The 15,061-nt window shown below is 70.5% G+C and carries 17 protein-coding genes and 1 pseudogene; 14 read left to right on the forward strand and 4 right to left on the reverse strand.

Going from position 1 to position 15,061, the window contains the following annotated elements:
• The first annotated feature begins 37 nt into the window (after positions 1-37).
• The 4 genes from nudE (at position 38) to FHW12_RS16930 (ending at position 2,876) form a co-directional block, all read left to right on the forward strand.
• The gene (nudE, locus tag FHW12_RS16915; RefSeq protein ID WP_182532231.1) at positions 38-598 is read left to right on the forward strand and encodes an ADP compounds hydrolase NudE; all 561 of its coding nucleotides are present in this window, start codon (positions 38-40) and stop codon (positions 596-598) included.
• The gene (gene cysQ / locus FHW12_RS16920) at positions 595-1,398 is read left to right on the forward strand and encodes a 3'(2'),5'-bisphosphate nucleotidase CysQ (protein ID WP_182532232.1); all 804 of its coding nucleotides are present in this window, start codon (positions 595-597) and stop codon (positions 1,396-1,398) included. Before nudE ends, cysQ begins: the two co-directional genes overlap by 4 nt.
• Before the next feature lie 170 nt (positions 1,399-1,568).
• Entirely contained in the window at positions 1,569-2,357 is a 789-nt protein-coding gene (mazG, locus tag FHW12_RS16925) for a nucleoside triphosphate pyrophosphohydrolase (RefSeq protein ID WP_182532233.1), read from the forward strand.
• A 132-nt stretch (positions 2,358-2,489) separates the two neighbouring features.
• Entirely contained in the window at positions 2,490-2,876 is a 387-nt protein-coding gene (locus tag FHW12_RS16930) for a VOC family protein (protein ID WP_182532234.1), read from the forward strand.
• A 16-nt stretch (positions 2,877-2,892) separates the two neighbouring features.
• Here the strand turns inward: FHW12_RS16930 and murU are convergent, their stop codons facing one another.
• The 3 genes from murU to FHW12_RS16945 are packed head-to-tail and all read right to left on the reverse strand — an operon-like array spanning position 2,893 to position 5,815.
• Complete coding sequence (murU, locus tag FHW12_RS16935; RefSeq protein ID WP_182532235.1) at positions 2,893-3,579, reverse strand: N-acetylmuramate alpha-1-phosphate uridylyltransferase MurU; 687 nt, start codon at positions 3,577-3,579, stop codon at positions 2,893-2,895.
• On the reverse strand, positions 3,576-4,640 hold the full coding sequence (locus tag FHW12_RS16940) for a phosphotransferase (RefSeq protein ID WP_182532236.1): 1,065 nt from the start codon (positions 4,638-4,640) through the stop codon (positions 3,576-3,578). The genes murU and FHW12_RS16940 overlap by 4 nt, the downstream gene beginning before the upstream one ends.
• Positions 4,641-4,699: 59 nt before the next feature.
• A complete protein-coding gene (locus tag FHW12_RS16945) occupies positions 4,700-5,815 on the reverse strand; it encodes a serine hydrolase domain-containing protein (protein WP_182532237.1) in 1,116 nt (371 codons plus the stop codon).
• 130 nt (positions 5,816-5,945) lie between these two features.
• On the opposite strand from FHW12_RS16945, the gene FHW12_RS16950 reads away from it, so the two are divergent.
• From FHW12_RS16950 to FHW12_RS16990, 10 genes and pseudogenes are all read left to right on the forward strand, one after another.
• Positions 5,946-6,392, forward strand: coding sequence for an SUF system Fe-S cluster assembly regulator (locus FHW12_RS16950; protein WP_182532238.1), 447 nt, complete (start codon positions 5,946-5,948; stop codon positions 6,390-6,392).
• A 50-nt stretch (positions 6,393-6,442) separates the two neighbouring features.
• Entirely contained in the window at positions 6,443-7,927 is a 1,485-nt protein-coding gene (gene sufB / locus FHW12_RS16955; protein WP_220484520.1) for a Fe-S cluster assembly protein SufB, read from the forward strand.
• The gene (locus tag FHW12_RS16960) at positions 7,924-8,346 is read left to right on the forward strand and encodes a hypothetical protein (RefSeq protein WP_182532239.1); all 423 of its coding nucleotides are present in this window, start codon (positions 7,924-7,926) and stop codon (positions 8,344-8,346) included. The genes sufB and FHW12_RS16960 overlap by 4 nt, the downstream gene beginning before the upstream one ends.
• Positions 8,343-8,990, forward strand: coding sequence for a class I SAM-dependent methyltransferase (locus FHW12_RS16965; protein ID WP_182532240.1), 648 nt, complete (start codon positions 8,343-8,345; stop codon positions 8,988-8,990). Before FHW12_RS16960 ends, FHW12_RS16965 begins: the two co-directional genes overlap by 4 nt.
• Entirely contained in the window at positions 8,984-9,763 is a 780-nt protein-coding gene (gene sufC, locus FHW12_RS16970; protein WP_182532241.1) for a Fe-S cluster assembly ATPase SufC, read from the forward strand. Before FHW12_RS16965 ends, sufC begins: the two co-directional genes overlap by 7 nt.
• On the forward strand, positions 9,760-11,025 hold the full coding sequence (sufD, locus tag FHW12_RS16975) for a Fe-S cluster assembly protein SufD (protein WP_182532242.1): 1,266 nt from the start codon (positions 9,760-9,762) through the stop codon (positions 11,023-11,025). The genes sufC and sufD overlap by 4 nt, the downstream gene beginning before the upstream one ends.
• Positions 11,022-12,260, forward strand: coding sequence for an aminotransferase class V-fold PLP-dependent enzyme (locus FHW12_RS16980; protein WP_182532243.1), 1,239 nt, complete (start codon positions 11,022-11,024; stop codon positions 12,258-12,260). Before sufD ends, FHW12_RS16980 begins: the two co-directional genes overlap by 4 nt.
• A 3-nt stretch (positions 12,261-12,263) precedes the next feature.
• Positions 12,264-12,659, forward strand: a pseudogene (sufU, locus tag FHW12_RS21845) (Fe-S cluster assembly sulfur transfer protein SufU); the annotation flags it as partial.
• 51 nt (positions 12,660-12,710) lie between these two features.
• On the forward strand, positions 12,711-13,265 hold the full coding sequence (locus FHW12_RS21850; protein ID WP_259393137.1) for a GNAT family N-acetyltransferase: 555 nt from the start codon (positions 12,711-12,713) through the stop codon (positions 13,263-13,265).
• 25 nt (positions 13,266-13,290) lie between these two features.
• Complete coding sequence (locus FHW12_RS16990; protein ID WP_182532245.1) at positions 13,291-13,605, forward strand: non-heme iron oxygenase ferredoxin subunit; 315 nt, start codon at positions 13,291-13,293, stop codon at positions 13,603-13,605.
• 27 nt (positions 13,606-13,632) lie between these two features.
• On the opposite strand, the gene FHW12_RS16995 is transcribed toward FHW12_RS16990, so the two are convergent.
• Entirely contained in the window at positions 13,633-15,018 is a 1,386-nt protein-coding gene (locus FHW12_RS16995; RefSeq protein WP_182532246.1) for a sensor histidine kinase, read from the reverse strand.
• Positions 15,019-15,061 lie beyond the last annotated feature (43 nt).

Here is a 15,061-nt window from a genome sequence, read left to right on the forward strand (position 1 = left end):
CGAAGCGTCCATTGCGACGGCGCGATACAATCGGGGCATGCGTACGCCTCCGAAGATCCTCGCCACGCGCCGCGTCGACGGCAGCCGCTTCCTGCGCGCGGAGCAGGTCGACCTCGAGTTTTCCAACGGCGAGCGGCGCACGTTCGAGCGCCTGCAGAGTTCGGGGCTCGGTGCGGTCATCATCGTGCCGATGCAGGACGACGACACCGTGCTGCTCGTGCGCGAATACGCGGTCGGCGTCGACCGTTACGAACTCGGCCTCGCCAAGGGGCGCCTCGATCGCGACGAGACCGCCGAGCAGGGCGCGAACCGCGAGCTCAAGGAGGAGATCGGCTACGGCGCGCGCGAGCTGCACATCCTCGGCACGCTGTCCGTCTCGCCGGCCTACATGACCGCGATGACGCACGTCGTGCTCGCGCGCGGCCTGCACGAGGAGCGCCTCCTCGGCGACGAGCCGGAACCGCTCGAAGTCGTGCCGTGGAAACTGTCGGAACTGCATCGCCTGCTCGGCGATCCGGAGGTCACCGACGGCCGCTCGATCGCCGCGCTGTTCATGGCGCGCGAATACCTCGCCGGTCGCTACCGGCCGCAGCCGTGAGGCGCGACCTCGAACATCTCGCGCGCGCGGCCGGCGACATCGCCGAGCGCGCCGCCGCCGCGATCCTCGCCGTGTACGAGTCCGACTTCGCGGTCGAGCACAAGGACGACCGTTCGCCGCTGACCGCGGCCGACCTCGCCGCGCATCGCGTCATCGTCGACGGCCTGCGCGCGCTCACCCCTGACCTGCCGGTGCTGTCGGAAGAATCCTCGGACATCGCGTGGAGCGAGCGCCGCGAATGGAGCCGCTACTGGCTCGTCGATCCGCTCGACGGCACGCGCGAGTTCGTCAAGCGCAACGGCGAGTTCACCGTGAACATCGCGCTCGTCGACGACCATCGTCCCGTGCTCGGCGTCGTGCAGGTGCCGGTCGGCGGCGATCTCGCCTGCGCGTGGGAAGGCGGTGGCGCCTGGCTGTCGGTACGCGGCGAGAAGGCGCGCCATCTCGGAACGCGTCGGCGCGCGTCACCGCTCGTCGTCGCGGGCAGCCGGTCGCACGGCTCGGAGCACGAAACGCAGCTGCTCGCGCGCCTCGGTCCATGCGCGAAGCTGCCGCTCGGTTCGTCGCTGAAGTTCATCCGCATCGCCGCGGCCGAAGCCGACCTGTACCTGCGCCTCGGCCCGACGTCCGAATGGGACACCGCGGCCGGGCAGTGCGTGCTCGAGCAGGCCGGTGGCGCCGTGCTCGACTTCGCCGGCGAACCGTTCCGTTACAACACGCGCGAGTCGTTGCTCAATCCGGATTTCTTCGCGGTCGGCGATCGCGCAGCGGACTGGTCGGCGCTGCTCGCGCGGCCGTAGGCCGGATCAGGCCGAGGGCGGATGACTTCTGGCATCCTGCCCTCCGATCCTGCGGATCCGGCTTCGCCGTTCACGCCGCTCCTGCGTCGCAGTCGGCGCTTCGCGCCTGGATCCGCCTTGCCTATCCACTCGCGGCCGAAGCCGCTCCTACCCTGACAGCGGGGCCGTGCATGCAATCGATCGACGATCTCCTCGCCATCATGGCGCGCCTGCGCAACCGCGACGGGGGCTGCCCGTGGGACATCGAGCAGACCTTCGAGACGATCGCGCCGTACACGATCGAGGAGGCGTACGAAGTCGCCGACGCGATCGACCGCAAGGACTACGCGCACCTGCGCGACGAACTCGGCGACCTGCTGCTGCAGGTCGTGTTCCACGCGCGCATGGCGGAGGAGGGCGGCCACTTCGCGTTCGCCGACGTGGTCGACTCGATCTGCGACAAGATGGTGCGGCGGCACCCGCACGTGTTCGGCGACGCGCGCTTCGACTCGGCGCAGGCGCAGACGGCGAACTGGGAAGCGCTCAAGGCGGACGAGCGTGCCGCCTCCGGCGACGAGGACACGAGCGCGCTCGCCGGCGTCTCGCGCGGCATGCCGGAGTGGCAGCGCGCGTTCAAGCTGCAGCAAAAGGCCGCGCGCGTCGGCTTCGACTGGCCGGACGTCGCTCCCGTGTTCGACAAGCTGCACGAGGAGATCGACGAGGTGCGCGCCGAGTTTGCCGCGGGCGCAGGCACGGAGCGCCTCGCCGACGAGATCGGCGACGTGTTGTTCGTCTGCGTGAACCTCGCGCGCCATGCCAAGGTGGACGTGTCGCAGGCGTTGCGCCACGCCAACGCGAAGTTCGAGCGCCGCTTCCGTCGCATGGAGGCATTCGCCGCGGACGATGGCACGCGCCTCGCCGCGCTCGATCTCGAGGCGCAGGACGCGTACTGGGTGCGCGCGAAGGGCGAGGAGCGCTGACCGCCGCCGGAGGCGGCGCGGCTCCTCCGCGCGTCGCGCCGTCCTGCGGTACCATCCGACGATGCGCTTCGACGCGCGGCTGTGTGCGGCGCCGGATCGCGCAACGTTCCCACTCCTCGCAGGGTAATCCCCATGAAGCGCGTCACTGGCATCGGTGGAATCTTCTTCAAGTCGAAGGACCCGAAGGCGCTCGGTGCCTGGTACAAGGCCCATCTCGGCATCGACGTGCAGGAATGGGGCGGCGCCGCTTTCCGCTGGAAAGGCCCCGACAATCCGGACGGCGCGGGAACGACGGCGTGGAGTCCGTTCGCGGCCGACACCGGCTACTTCGCGCCGAGCACGGCGTCCTTCATGATCAACTATCGCGTCGACGACCTGCATGCGTTGCTCGCCGCGTTGCGCGCGGAAGGCGTGCACGTCGAGGACAAGGTCGAAGAGTCCGAATACGGCAAGTTCGGCTGGATCGTCGATCCCGAAGGCAACAAGGTCGAACTGTGGCAGGCGCCCGCGGGCCAGTAGGTCGCGCGCGCGCCGATCAGGTCGCGCCACGCGCGGACAGCTGTGCGTCGAGCAGGCGCAGCTGGTCCGGCGTGCCGATGTTGAGCCACCAGCCGTCGTAGCGTTCGCCGGCGAGGCGGCCTTCGCGCATCGCGCGCTGGTACATCGGCAGCAGCTTGAAGCAGGCCGCGGTCTCGCCGGCGACGAGCGCAGGGCGATAGACGCCGATGTTGCCGAACGTGAGGCGTTCGCCCAGGCCGTCGTCGTTGAGCCGGCCGTGCGCGAGGCAGAAGTCGCCGCGCGGATGGAAGTCGGGATTGGGCACCATCACCAGGTGCGCGAGCCCGTCCGGTTCGCGCGGCAGGCGCGCGTAGTCGTAGTCGCTGGCGATGTCGGCGCTGACGCCGATGAACGGCTCGTCGCCGAGCAGCGCGAGCGCGCGCTTGATGCCGCCGCCGGTCTCGAGCGGCGTCGGTCCTTCATAGCTGAAGTGGATGCGCAGGCCCCAACGCGAACCGTCGCCGAGCGCGAGCGGGAATTGCGCGGCGAGGTGCGACGTGTTGACGACGACGTCCTGCACGCCCGCGGCGGCGAGTTTCTCGAGGTGCCGTTCGATCAGCGTCCGCCCACCCGCGCGCAGCAGCGGCTTCGGCGTCGTGTCGGTGAGCGGGCGCATGCGCTCGCCGCGGCCGGCCGCGAAGATCATCGCGCGACGGATCGTCATGCGGCGGACTCGCGAGCCTGCGTGATGTCGCGCTCGCCGAGCGCGCGCTCGAGCAGTGCGACGAATGCGGCGAGCTCCGGATAGCCCTGCGCGACCTGCGTCACGTAGCGCCAGACCAGCGGCAGGTCGCCGAGGTACTGTGCCTTGCCGTCGCGGTACCAGAGACGACAGAAGATGCCGAGCACCTTGACGTGGCGCTGCAGGCCGACGAGGTCGAACCAGCGCCGGAAGCGTACTGCGTCGACGTCGACGAGGTGCGCGTGGCGCAGTCGCAGGCGGTACGCCTCGACCCAGCCGTCAATGCGCTCGTGTGACCATTCGATGTAGCAGTCGCGCAGCAAGGAGGCGAGGTCGTAGGCGATCGGGCCGGCGACGGCGCCCTGGAAATCCACAATCCCTGGGCTCAAGAGCCCAGGCGCCACGACGCCCGCGTTCGGCAGCGCCGCATCGCCACGCAGCGCTTCGTCGCACACGATCAGGTTGCGACTGTGGTAGTCGCGATGCATGAACGTGCGTGGCTGCTCCAGCGCCGCGTGCGCGAGGAAGGTGAACGCGGCTTCGACGACGTCCCATTCCTCGCACGTGGGTACGTAACCGAGATGGCGCTGCAGGAACCATTCGGGCAGCAGCTCCATTTCGGCGACGAGGCGGCCGCGGTCGAATGCGGGCAGACCGTTCGTGTCGACCTGCGTCTGCATGCGCAGCAGCGCGTCGAGCGCGTCGCCGTAGAGGCGGTCCGCGCTGTGCGCGTCGAGTTCGGGCAGGTAGGTGCGCATGCCGAGGTCTTCCATGAGCACGAACCCCTGCTCGCGGTCGACCGCGAGCACGTCGGGCGCGTGCAGGCCGGCCGCGCGCAAGCGCGCGCCGACGTCGAGCCAGGTGTCGAGTTCGGCGCGGTCGTGCGGCGCGTCCATGAGGATGCGCGCGGGCGTGCCGGGCGATCGCACGCGCCAGTAGCTGCGCGTGCTCGCGTCGGCGGACGCGGGCTCGATCGCGGCGTCGGTGGCGAGCGCGGCGTCGGCGAAGCGTCGGCGTGCGTCGGCACGAAGGTCGCGGGTCACGGGGGATCCTGCACGGCAAGGGCGTGCAGTCTAGCAAGCGCGTGCTCCGCCTCGCTGCGTCAAGGCAGTTCGCTGCCGTCGCGGAACAGCTCGTCCGCGGCTTCGACAGGCGTGCACGTCGCGAGCGGCTGCGCGCGCACGAGCGCGTCGATGTCGACGAGCGCATCGTGCGACAGCTTGCCCATCGGTGGGATCGTGGTCGCCTGCTGCTCGATCATGATCACGCCATAGAAACCGCCGTCGAAATCGACCCACGGCGCGTAGCCGAACTTGCCGATGCTGGAGATCGATGGCGCCGCGGGCGGCGGCGGGAACGCCTCGATCCACGCACCGATGCTGTAGGCATGGCTGCCGTCGGCGCCGGGCGGCGAATAGGCGAGAGCGGCGCCGGCGGTCTGGTCGGCGTCGAGGGTCGCGATCGCCTGCGGCGACAGGATGCGCCAGCCGTTGCCGACGCCGCCGGCGAGCAGCATCGCGAGCACGCTCGCATAGTCGGGCAGGCTCGCCTGCGCGCCGCCGGAGATGCGGTAGTTCGTGGTCGGGCCGAGACCTTGCCAGTCGATGCCCGGTGCGGCGAGCGGCGCGCCGACGTGCGCCTGCCAGCCCGCTTGCCAGTCCTCGTCGCCGCGCACCTCGGCGACCTCGCCGCCGACCTGCATCGAGATGCCGCCGTAGGCGAAGTACGCGCCCGGTGGCGGGTAGGGCATGTCGACGTGCTGCGCGATCCACGCCACGTCCTCGGCGAGCGTGACGGGGAAGGCGAGCACGGGGCTATCGAGATCGTCGCCGTAGCCGGCCGTGTGCGAGAACATCTGGCGCATCGTCATCGTGCCCTTGAGCCCGGTGAACTCCGGCAGGTAGCCCGACACCGGCGCGTCGAGCGTGATCGCACCGCGATCGACGAGCTGCAGGATGCGCACGCCCGCGAGCAGTTTCGACGCCGACGCGACCGGCACGCGCACGGTGTCGTCGTAGGCGGAAGCGCCGCCGCCCGCGTGCAGGTACTGCTTGAGCAGCAGCCCGCGCGGGGTGCCGATCGCGATGCCCGCGTCGCTCACGCCGGCGCGCTGCACGAGCTGTTGCACGCGCGCGGTGACCGCGGCGAAATCGCATTCGCCCGCCCGCGCGGCGGGTGTCGTGGCGAGGGCGGCGAGCAGGAGCAGGTGCGGGCGCATGGGCGATCCTTCCGTTGGGCGCTGATGCCCGGAAACGTCGCGGCGTGGCCCGCGTTGACAGGCCACGGGTTTGACCGCGCGCGGCTTAAACAGTACTATTTCGGTACTGATTAACACCCCGGCCGCCGCCATGCTCCGCGTCAGCAAGCTCACCGACTACGCGACCGTCGTCATGACCTGCCTCGCCGGCGCAGGCGACGGCGTGCTCAGCGCCCAGGTGCTGGCCGAACGCGCGCGGCTCGAACTGCCGACGGTGAGCAAGCTGCTCAAGCAGCTCGCCCAGGCCGGGCTGGTCACGTCCACGCGCGGCATCAACGGCGGTTACCGCCTCGCGCGCGCGCCCGAGCGCATCACGATCGCCGACGTCGTCACCGCGATGGAGGGGCCGATCGGCATGACCGAATGCAGCGCGCACGCCGGCGTGTGCGACCACGAGTCGCATTGCGGCGTGCGCGTGAACTGGCAGCGCATCAACCATGCGATCGCCAATGCGCTCGAAAGCGTCACGCTAGCGGACATGCTCAAGCCGCCGCCGCGGCGCGCGGGGGCGATCCCGCTGCGCGTCGCGACCGCATGAGCGCGTCCGCGCCCGATCTTGGCGACCCGAAACCCGCAACAGGCAGCCCGATGGCGACCCAGACCCAGACCGAAATCGAGATCGAACGCGCCCGCGAGCCGAACGGCAACGCGACGGTCGAGGCGGCGCTGAATCGCCGCTACGAAGCCGGCTTCGTCACCGACATCGAGAGCGAGAGCCTGCCGCCCGGGCTCGACGAAGGCGTCGTGCGCGCGATCTCCGCGCGCAAGAACGAACCGGAATGGATGACCGAGTGGCGCCTCGCCGCGTTCCGCCACTGGCTCACGATGACGCCGCCGCACTGGGCGAAACTCGAGATCGAGCCGATCGACTTCCAGGCAATCAGCTATTTCTCGCAGCCGAAGAACCGGCCGAAGTCGCTCGACGAGGTCGACCCGAAGCTGCTCGAGACCTACGACAAGCTCGGCGTGCCGCTGCACGAGCGCGCGCGCCTCGCCGGCGTCGCGGTCGACGCCGTGTTCGACTCGGTGTCGGTCGGCACGACGTTCCGCAAGGAACTCGCCGCGGCGGGCGTGATCTTCTGCTCGATCTCCGAAGCGGTCCGCGAGCACCCCGAGCTCGTGCGCAAGTACCTCGGCAGCGTCGTGCCGACCGGCGACAACTATTTCGCCGCGCTCAACTCGGCGGTGTTCTCCGACGGCTCGTTCGTGTTCGTGCCCAAGGGCGTGCGTTGCCCGATGGAGCTGTCGACCTACTTCCGCATCAACGCGCGCGACACCGGCCAGTTCGAACGCACCCTGCTCATCGCCGAGGAAGGCGCGAGCGTGTCCTACCTCGAGGGCTGTACCGCGCCGATGCGCGACGAGAACCAGTTGCACGCGGCGGTGGTCGAACTCGTCGCGCTCGACGACGCGACGATCAAGTATTCGACCGTGCAGAACTGGTATCCCGGCGACGAGAACGGCGTCGGCGGCATCTACAACTTCGTGACCAAGCGCGGCGACTGCCGCGGCGCGCGCTCGAAGATCTCCTGGACGCAGGTCGAGACCGGCTCGGCGATCACCTGGAAGTACCCGAGCTGCGTGCTGCGCGGCGACGAATCGGTCGGCGAGTTCAATTCGGTCGCGCTCACGCACCATCGCCAGCAGGCCGACACCGGCACCAAGATGATCCACATCGGCCGCAACACGAAGTCGAAGATCGTCTCCAAGGGCATCAGTGCGGGGCGCGGCCAGAACACCTATCGAGGCCTGGTCAAGGTCGAGAAGGGCGCCGACGGCGCGCGCAACCACACGCAGTGCGACTCGCTGCTGATCGGCAAGAAGTGCGGCGCACACACGTTCCCGTACATCGAGGTGAAGAACCCGGGTGCGATCGTCGAGCACGAGGCGACGACGTCGAAGATTTCCGAGGACCAGCTGTTCTACTGCCGCAGCCGCGGCATCGGCGAGGAGGACGCGGTGTCGATGATCGTCGACGGTTTCTGCAAGCAGGTGTTCAAGGAACTGCCGATGGAGTTCGCGGTGGAGGCGAAGAAGCTGCTCGAGGTTTCGCTCGAAGGAGCGGTCGGATGAAGCGCGTGGTCGTTCTCCTGTGCGCGTTTGCGAGCGTCGCCGCGCAGGCCGCGGACGCCGGCGACGTGCGTTACGTGCCCGAGATCTTCGGGCGCCTCGTCGGCGCGCAGGCGTATCCGCCGACCAACGTCTGCCTGCGCCACAGCGGATCGGAATCCACCCAGTGCGCGTACACGGACATGGAGGGCCGCTTCCGCATTCCTTCGTTCGGTGCGGTGCATCCGGAGCCGGCGCGCGAGGGCGATCGGCGTCCGCCCGCGTACGCCGACTACTGGCTCGAAATCGGTACGCGCACGAAGACGGTCACGCGCTTGCGCGACATCGATCTCGTCGATCACGGCCGGGCCGTGCTGCACCTCGAATGCGATCTCGCGCGCGCGGCGCGCGCCGGTGCGTGCGAGGCGAAGAATCCCGGATGAGCGTCGACGTGCGCCATCACTGGGACGCCGTGTATCGCACGCGACCCGACGTGCGGACGAGCTGGCATCGCGCGCACCTCGACACGTCGCTGCGCCTGCTCGATGCAATCGACCTCGATGCCGACGCGCCGATCGTGGACATCGGCGGCGGCCGTTCGACCTTCGTCGACGACCTGCTCGCGCGGGGCCATCGCGACGTGAGCGTGCTCGACATCGCCGCCGAGGCGCTCGCCCAGGCGCATGCACGCCTCGGCGCGACGGGCGACCGCGTGCACTGGATCGCCGCCGACGTGACCGCGGTCGAACTGCCGGCCGCGCAGCATGCGCTGTGGCACGACCGCGCGGTGTTCCATTTCCTCGTCGACGCGGATGCGCGGGCGCGCTACGTGGCGACGCTCGCGCGCGCGGTGCGCCCGGGCGGCCACGCGATCGTCGCGACGTTCGCACCTGGCGGCCCCGTGCAGTGCAGTGGCCTGCCCGTGTGCCGCTACGACGCGGCGACGCTCGCGGCCGGGTTCGCGCCCGCGTTTTCGCTCGTCGCCGCCGAGCACGACCTGCATCGCACGCCGGACGGCCGCGAGCAGGCGTTCACCTACGTGCTGTTGCGCCGTGAAGGCGCCGAAGACCAGGGAATCCGATGCTGAAGATCGTCGACCTCCACGTCCGCGTCGCGGGCAAGGAAATCCTCAAGGGGCTCTCGCTCGAGATCGCCGCGGGCCAAGTGCACGCGATCATGGGGCCGAACGGCGCCGGCAAGTCGACGCTCGGCAACGTGCTCGCCGGGCGCGAGGGCTACGAGGTGACCACGGGAACGGTCGAATACCAGGGCCGCGACCTGCTCGCGCTCGAGCCCGAGGAGCGCGCGGCCGAGGGCGTGTTCCTCGCGTTCCAGTACCCGGTCGAGATCCCCGGCGTCAACAACACCTACTTCCTGCGAGCCGCGCTCAACGCGCAGCGCAAGCATCGCGGCGAGGCGGAACTCGATTCGATGCAGTTCTTGAAGAAGGTGCGCGAGAAGCTCGCGGTGCTGCACCTCAAGGACGAACTGCTGCATCGCGCCGTCAACGAAGGCTTCTCCGGCGGCGAGAAGAAGCGCAACGAAATCTTCCAGCTCGCGCTGCTGGAGCCGCGGCTCGCGATCCTCGACGAGACCGACTCCGGCCTCGACATCGACGCGCTGCGGATGGTCGCCGACGGCGTCAACGCGATGCGCGATCCGGCGCGCGCGTTCCTCGTCGTCACGCACTACCAGCGCCTGCTCGACTACATCGTGCCCGACGTCGTGCACGTGCTCGCCGACGGGCGCATCGTCGAGAGCGGCGACAAGTCGCTCGCGCTCAAGCTCGAGGAGCACGGCTACGCCTGGATCGCCGGGCGCCACGTGCCCGCGCACGACGGCGCGGGAGCCGGCGGATGAGCGCCCTGCTCGAATCGCTGCTCGGCGAGCGTGCGGCACCGGCCGCGCTCGCCGGCGTACGCGAAGCCGCGATCGCCGCGTTGCGCGAGCGCGGCCTGCCCGGGCCGCGCGACGAAGCATGGAAGTACACGAGCCTGCGCGCGCTCGAACAGCGCCGGTACGCCGACGGTGACTGCGGCGCGCGCATGCGCGCGATCGACGTCGGCTTCCTGCCCGGCCCGTCCGCGGCGCGCCTCGTCTTCGTGAACGGCATCCACCGCGAGGACCTGTCCGAGGTCGGCGCCGTCACGGGGCTCGACATCGAACGACTCGGCGAGCGGCCGGACGAACTCGCGGCGATCCTGCGCTCGGCGCCGCCCGTCGACGCGTTCGGCGAACTCAACGCCGCGCTCGCGCTCGACGGCGTGCGCGTACGCGTCGCCGCCGGCGCGCGCATCCAGGCGCCCGTGCAGATCGTCCACGTCGGTACGCCGGCGGACGGTGACGTCGCCTGGAGCCTGCGCGTGCAGGTCGAGCTCGGCGACGGCGCGCAGCTGCGGCTGATCGAGCACCACGTCGGCAGCGCGCCGAATGCGAACCTCGGCAGCATCGTCGCCGCCTACCGGCTCGGCGCGCGCGCGCGGCTCGATCTCATCCAGCTCCAGGACGGCGCCGAAGGCGCTGGCCTCTTCCGGCGCAGCGACGCCGTGCTCGGCTCGGATGCGATATTCGATTTGCACACCGTCGAGGTTGGCGCGCAGCTCGCGCGTCACGATCTCGTCGTCGCCCTCGAAGGCCGTGGTGCGCGCCTGCGTTCGCGCGGCGTGTTCGCGTTGCGCGGGCGCCAGCACGCGGACACGCGTCTCGCGGTCACGCATGCCGCGCGCGACACTGCCTGCGACATCGCTTGGCGCGGCGTAGCCGACCAGCGCTCGCGTGGCGTGTTCCACGGCGCGATCACCGTTGCCGCGGGCGCGGACGGCGCCGACGCGCAACTTTCCAACAAGAACCTGCTGCTGTCCGCGCAGGCCGAGATCGACACCCAGCCCGTGCTCGAGATCCACGCCGACGAGGTCAAGGCCGCGCACGGCGCGACGGTCGGCCAGCTCGACGAGCGCGCGCTGTTCTACCTGCGTTCGCGCGGCCTGCCGCTCGACCTCGCCCGGCGCATGCTCGTCGCCGCCTTCTGCGGCGCGGTGCTCGACGACCTCGAACCCGCGCTGCGCGCGCGCGTCGACGCGTTGCTCGCGGCGCGGCTGCCGCAGGCGGAGGCGACGCCATGACCGGCCAGAAGGGCCGTGCATTCGACGTTGCGCGCGTGCGCGAGGACTTCCCGCTGCTCGCGCGCACGGTGCATGGCAAGCCGCTCGTCTATTTCGACAGCGCGAACACCGCGCAGAAGCCGCGCGCGGTGATCGAGGCGGTCGACCGCTACTACCGCGAGTTCAACGCCAACGTCGCGCGCGCTGTGCACCAGCTCGGCGAGGAGGCGACCGCGGCGTACGAGTCCGCGCGCGACAAGCTCGCGCGTTTCCTCGGCGCGCCGTCGCGCGAGGAGATCGTGCTGACCAGCGGCACGACCCAGGCGATCAACCTCGTCGCGTACAGCTGGGCGCTGCCGCGCCTGCGCGCCGGCGACGAGATCCTCGTCACGACGATGGAGCACCACGCGAACATCGTGCCTTGGCAGCTCGTCTGCGAGCGCACCGGCGCGCGCCTCAAGGTTGCACCGATCAGCGAACGTGGCGAGCTGATCGTCGATCGCTTCGTCGACGCGCTCACGCCGTCGGTCAAGCTCGCCGCGGTCGCGCACGTATCGAACGTGCTCGGCACGATCAACCCGGTCGCCGAACTCGCGCGCGCTGCGCGCAAGCGCGGCATCCCGCTGCTCGTCGACGGCTCGCAGGCGGCTCCGCACGTCGCGGTCGACTTGCGCACGCTCGGCTGCGACTTCTACGCGATGACCGGGCACAAGCTGTTCGGCCCGACCGGCACGGGCGCCCTGTGGGCGCGGCGCGAGATCCTGCGCGAGATGCCGCCGTTTTTCGGCGGCGGCGAGATGATCCGCGAGGTGCGCTTCGACGGCACCACGTTCGCCGACCCGCCGCACCGCTTCGAGGCGGGCACGCCGAACATCGCCGGCTTCGTCGGCCTCGGCGCCGCGATCGACTACCTGGACGGCCTCGGCCACGCTGCGATCGGTGCGCACGAGCAGGCGTTGCTCGATCACCTCACCGAGGCGTTGCGGGCGATGCCCGGCGTGCGCCTGTTCGGCGAAGCCGCGCACAAGGTGCCGGTGGTGTCGTTCCTCGTCGACGGCGCGCACGCGCACGACCTCGCGACCCTGCTCGACCACGAAGGCATCGCGGTGCGCTCGGGCCATCATTGCGCGCATCCGCTGATGCAGTTCTTCGGCGTGCCGGCCACCTTGCGTGCGTCGCTCGCGTTCTACAACACGCACGAGGAGATCGAGCGCTTCGCCGCGGCGCTCGCGCGCGTGCGCACGCTGCTCGCCTGATCGATGAGCGACGGTGCCGCGCTGTATCCGCAGCTCGTGCTCGAGCACCGGCGCAATCCGCGCAACCGCGGCCACCTCGCCACCTGCACGCATGCCGCGGACGGCGCGAATCCCCTTTGCGGCGATCGCCTGCGCATCGAGTTGCGCTGCGAGGCGGGGCACATCGTCCAATTGCGCCATTCCGGCGAAGCCTGTGCGGTTGCCGTCGCGACCGCGTCGATGCTCGGCGAACTCGTCGACGGCCTCGATGCCGACGCGGTCGATGCGCTCGGCGAGCGCTTCGCCGCGTACATCGAGGGGCGCGGCGACGCGACCGGCCTCGGTCCGCTCGCGGCGATGGCCGGCTTGCAACAGCATCCTTCGCGGCGAAAATGTGCCCTGCTGCCGTGGGCTACGCTGCGCGCCGCACTCGCCGGCTCGGCCGGCGCGACCACCGAAACGGAGTCTTCGATGCAAGCGAGTACCGCCACCGCGCCCCCTGCGTTCCGCGCCGCCGTTGCCGCCGACGTCGATGCGATCGTCGACCTCGTGCAATCGGCATACCGCGGCGAAGGCAGCAAACAGGGCTGGACCACCGAAGCGGACATGCTCGACGGCCAGCGCACCGACCCGGCCGGCGTGGCCGCGCTGCTGACGACGCCGGGCAGCCTCGTCCTGCTCGCCGAGTCGGCCGGGCGACTGCTCGCCTGCGCGCACGTCGAGCGCCAGGGCGACGCCGCGTATTTCGGCATGTTCTCCGTCAGCCCGCAGCTGCAGGGCGGCGGCATCGGTCGCGCGATGCTCGGCGAAGCCGAGCGCATCGCCCGCGACGAATGGGGATGTCGCGAGATGCAGATGACCGTGATCTCGATCCGCGACGAACTCATCGCATGGTACGAGCGCCGCGGTTACCGGCGCACGGGCCAGTACAAACCGTTCCCGTACGGTGACGAGCGTTTCGGCGTTCCCAAGCGCGACGACCTGCGCTTCGAGCTGCTCGTGAAGGTGCTGCAGGCCCGATCGTGATCCAGCGCAACGGAGCGATGAAGCGATGAACTGGGTACGCGTATGCACGACCGCCGAGCTGCTGCCGGGCGAGTATCGCGTGGTGTGGGACGGTGACACGCCGATCGCGGTGTTCAATCTCGACGGCACGTACTACGCGATCGAGGACGTCTGCACGCATGACGGCGGCGAGCTCACCGGCGGTGTCGTCGAGGGCCACGAGGTCGAATGCCCGCGCCATGGAGCGCGCTTCGACATCACGACCGGCGCCGCACTGTGTCCACCCGCGTACGAGCCGACCGCGAAGTTCCCGGTCAAAGTCGAAGCCGGCGCCGTCTGGACTCGCGATGATCGGGGGTGAGCAGGGCTTTGGCTATCCGCCGCAGTGTCACTTCGCAACCGCAGCGAAGCGGAGCGTCGCGCGCAGGCCGCGGCCGTCGCGGCCGCGGCCGTACATGACGGCGGCGCCGTGGCTGTCGGCGATGCGCCGCACGATCGCGAGGCCGAGGCCGGAGCCCTCGCGGCGGCTCTCCGGCGGGCGGAAGAAACGTTCACCGAGGCGCGGCCACCATTCCTCGGCGACGCCTGGGCCCGAGTCCTCGACCGCGAGCACGACCGTGCGCAGCTCGCATTCGAGCGACACCGTGACGGTGCCGTGCTCGCCCGCGTAGGTGAGCGCGTTGTCGACGAGGTTGACGAGCGCCTCGCGCAGCATGACCGCGTCGCCGGCGACCTCGGCACCGTGCAGCGGGCCTTCGTAGCCGAGATCGATGCGTGCCGAGAGCGCGTCGGGCACGCGTTCGGCGACGTACTCGCGCGCGAGTCGCGCGAGGTCGACCGGGTTCCATTCGGTGCGATTCTCGCCGGTTTGCGCGCGCGCGAGCGCGAGCAGCTGGCCGGCCGCGCGGCCGGCGCCCGCGGACAGTCGCTCGACGTGTACGAGCGCATCGCGCACGCTCTCGGGGCGCGGGTCGCCGAGCGCGCGCTCGGCCTGCAGGCGCAGTCCCGCGAGCGGCGTGCGCAGCTGGTGCGCGGCGTCGGCGATGAAGCGTTCCTGCAGCTCGAGCAGCTCGCGCAGGCGCGCGAGCAGCGCATCGATCGTCTGCGTGAGGGGGCGGATCTCGATCGGCACTTCGCGCTGGTCGAGCGGCGAGAGGTCGCGTGCGCGCCGCTGCGCGAGCTGGTCGACGAGCGGATCGAGCAGGCGCAATCCGCGCGTGACGCCGAACCAGACCAGCACGAGCACGAGCGCGATCAGCAGCAGCACGATCGGCAGCGTGCCGACGAGGATCTCGCGCGCGAGCGCGTGGCGCTCGCCGAGCGTCTCCGCGACCGACACGACGATCGTGTCGGTGCTGTCCTCGCCGGACAGCGCGAGCGAGGCGATGCGCAGCGGCCGGCCGTCGGCGACGATCGAATCGAGCCGCGGCGGCGTGCCGACCGCGGGTACCGGCGCCGGCACGGGCAGCTCGAGGTTCGACACGAGCACGCCGTGGCGCAGGCTGCGTACCGCGTAGTAGGTCGGCTCGGCCGACTCGTATTCCATGAGGATGCGCACCTGCGGGCTCAGTTCCTCGTGCCCGGAGTCGCTGCGTATCAGCCGTTCGAGCGCGCGCGCGCCGTCGGCGAGCGAGCGGTCGTAACTGATGTTGGCGTAGTGCAGCGCGAGCACGTAGATGAGCACGCCGCTGCCGAGCCAGGCGAGTGCCATCGGCACGACGAGGATCGTGAGCAGGCGACGACGCAGGCTCGCGGGGCGGGGCGCGCGCGTCATCGCGGCATCTCCGCGTCGCCTCGCGAAGGCCTCGTCGCTACGC

It is taken from the genome of Dokdonella fugitiva (assembly GCF_014138265.1).
GTDB lineage: Bacteria > Pseudomonadota > Gammaproteobacteria > Xanthomonadales > Rhodanobacteraceae > Dokdonella_A > Dokdonella_A fugitiva_A.

Bases quoted from the DNA above. Each gene is read 5' to 3' on its own strand.
- FHW12_RS16995 (WP_182532246.1), bottom strand. From the start codon at position 15,018: ATGACGCGCGCGCCCCGCCCCGCGAGCCTGCGTCGTCGCCTGCTCACG.
- sufB (WP_220484520.1), top strand. From the start codon at position 6,443: ATGGCGACCCAGACCCAGACCGAAATCGAGATCGAACGCGCCCGCGAG.
- FHW12_RS21850 (WP_259393137.1), top strand. From the start codon at position 12,711: ATGCAAGCGAGTACCGCCACCGCGCCCCCTGCGTTCCGCGCCGCCGTT.
- FHW12_RS16930 (WP_182532234.1), top strand. From the start codon at position 2,490: ATGAAGCGCGTCACTGGCATCGGTGGAATCTTCTTCAAGTCGAAGGAC.
- FHW12_RS16990 (WP_182532245.1), top strand. From the start codon at position 13,291: ATGAACTGGGTACGCGTATGCACGACCGCCGAGCTGCTGCCGGGCGAG.
- FHW12_RS16950 (WP_182532238.1), top strand. From the start codon at position 5,946: ATGCTCCGCGTCAGCAAGCTCACCGACTACGCGACCGTCGTCATGACC.
- FHW12_RS16965 (WP_182532240.1), top strand. From the start codon at position 8,343: ATGAGCGTCGACGTGCGCCATCACTGGGACGCCGTGTATCGCACGCGA.
- murU (WP_182532235.1), bottom strand. From the start codon at position 3,579: ATGACGATCCGTCGCGCGATGATCTTCGCGGCCGGCCGCGGCGAGCGC.
- FHW12_RS16980 (WP_182532243.1), top strand. From the start codon at position 11,022: ATGACCGGCCAGAAGGGCCGTGCATTCGACGTTGCGCGCGTGCGCGAG.
- sufC (WP_182532241.1), top strand. From the start codon at position 8,984: ATGCTGAAGATCGTCGACCTCCACGTCCGCGTCGCGGGCAAGGAAATC.
- mazG (WP_182532233.1), top strand. From the start codon at position 1,569: ATGCAATCGATCGACGATCTCCTCGCCATCATGGCGCGCCTGCGCAAC.
- FHW12_RS16960 (WP_182532239.1), top strand. From the start codon at position 7,924: ATGAAGCGCGTGGTCGTTCTCCTGTGCGCGTTTGCGAGCGTCGCCGCG.
- nudE (WP_182532231.1), top strand. From the start codon at position 38: ATGCGTACGCCTCCGAAGATCCTCGCCACGCGCCGCGTCGACGGCAGC.
- sufD (WP_182532242.1), top strand. From the start codon at position 9,760: ATGAGCGCCCTGCTCGAATCGCTGCTCGGCGAGCGTGCGGCACCGGCC.
- FHW12_RS16945 (WP_182532237.1), bottom strand. From the start codon at position 5,815: ATGCGCCCGCACCTGCTCCTGCTCGCCGCCCTCGCCACGACACCCGCC.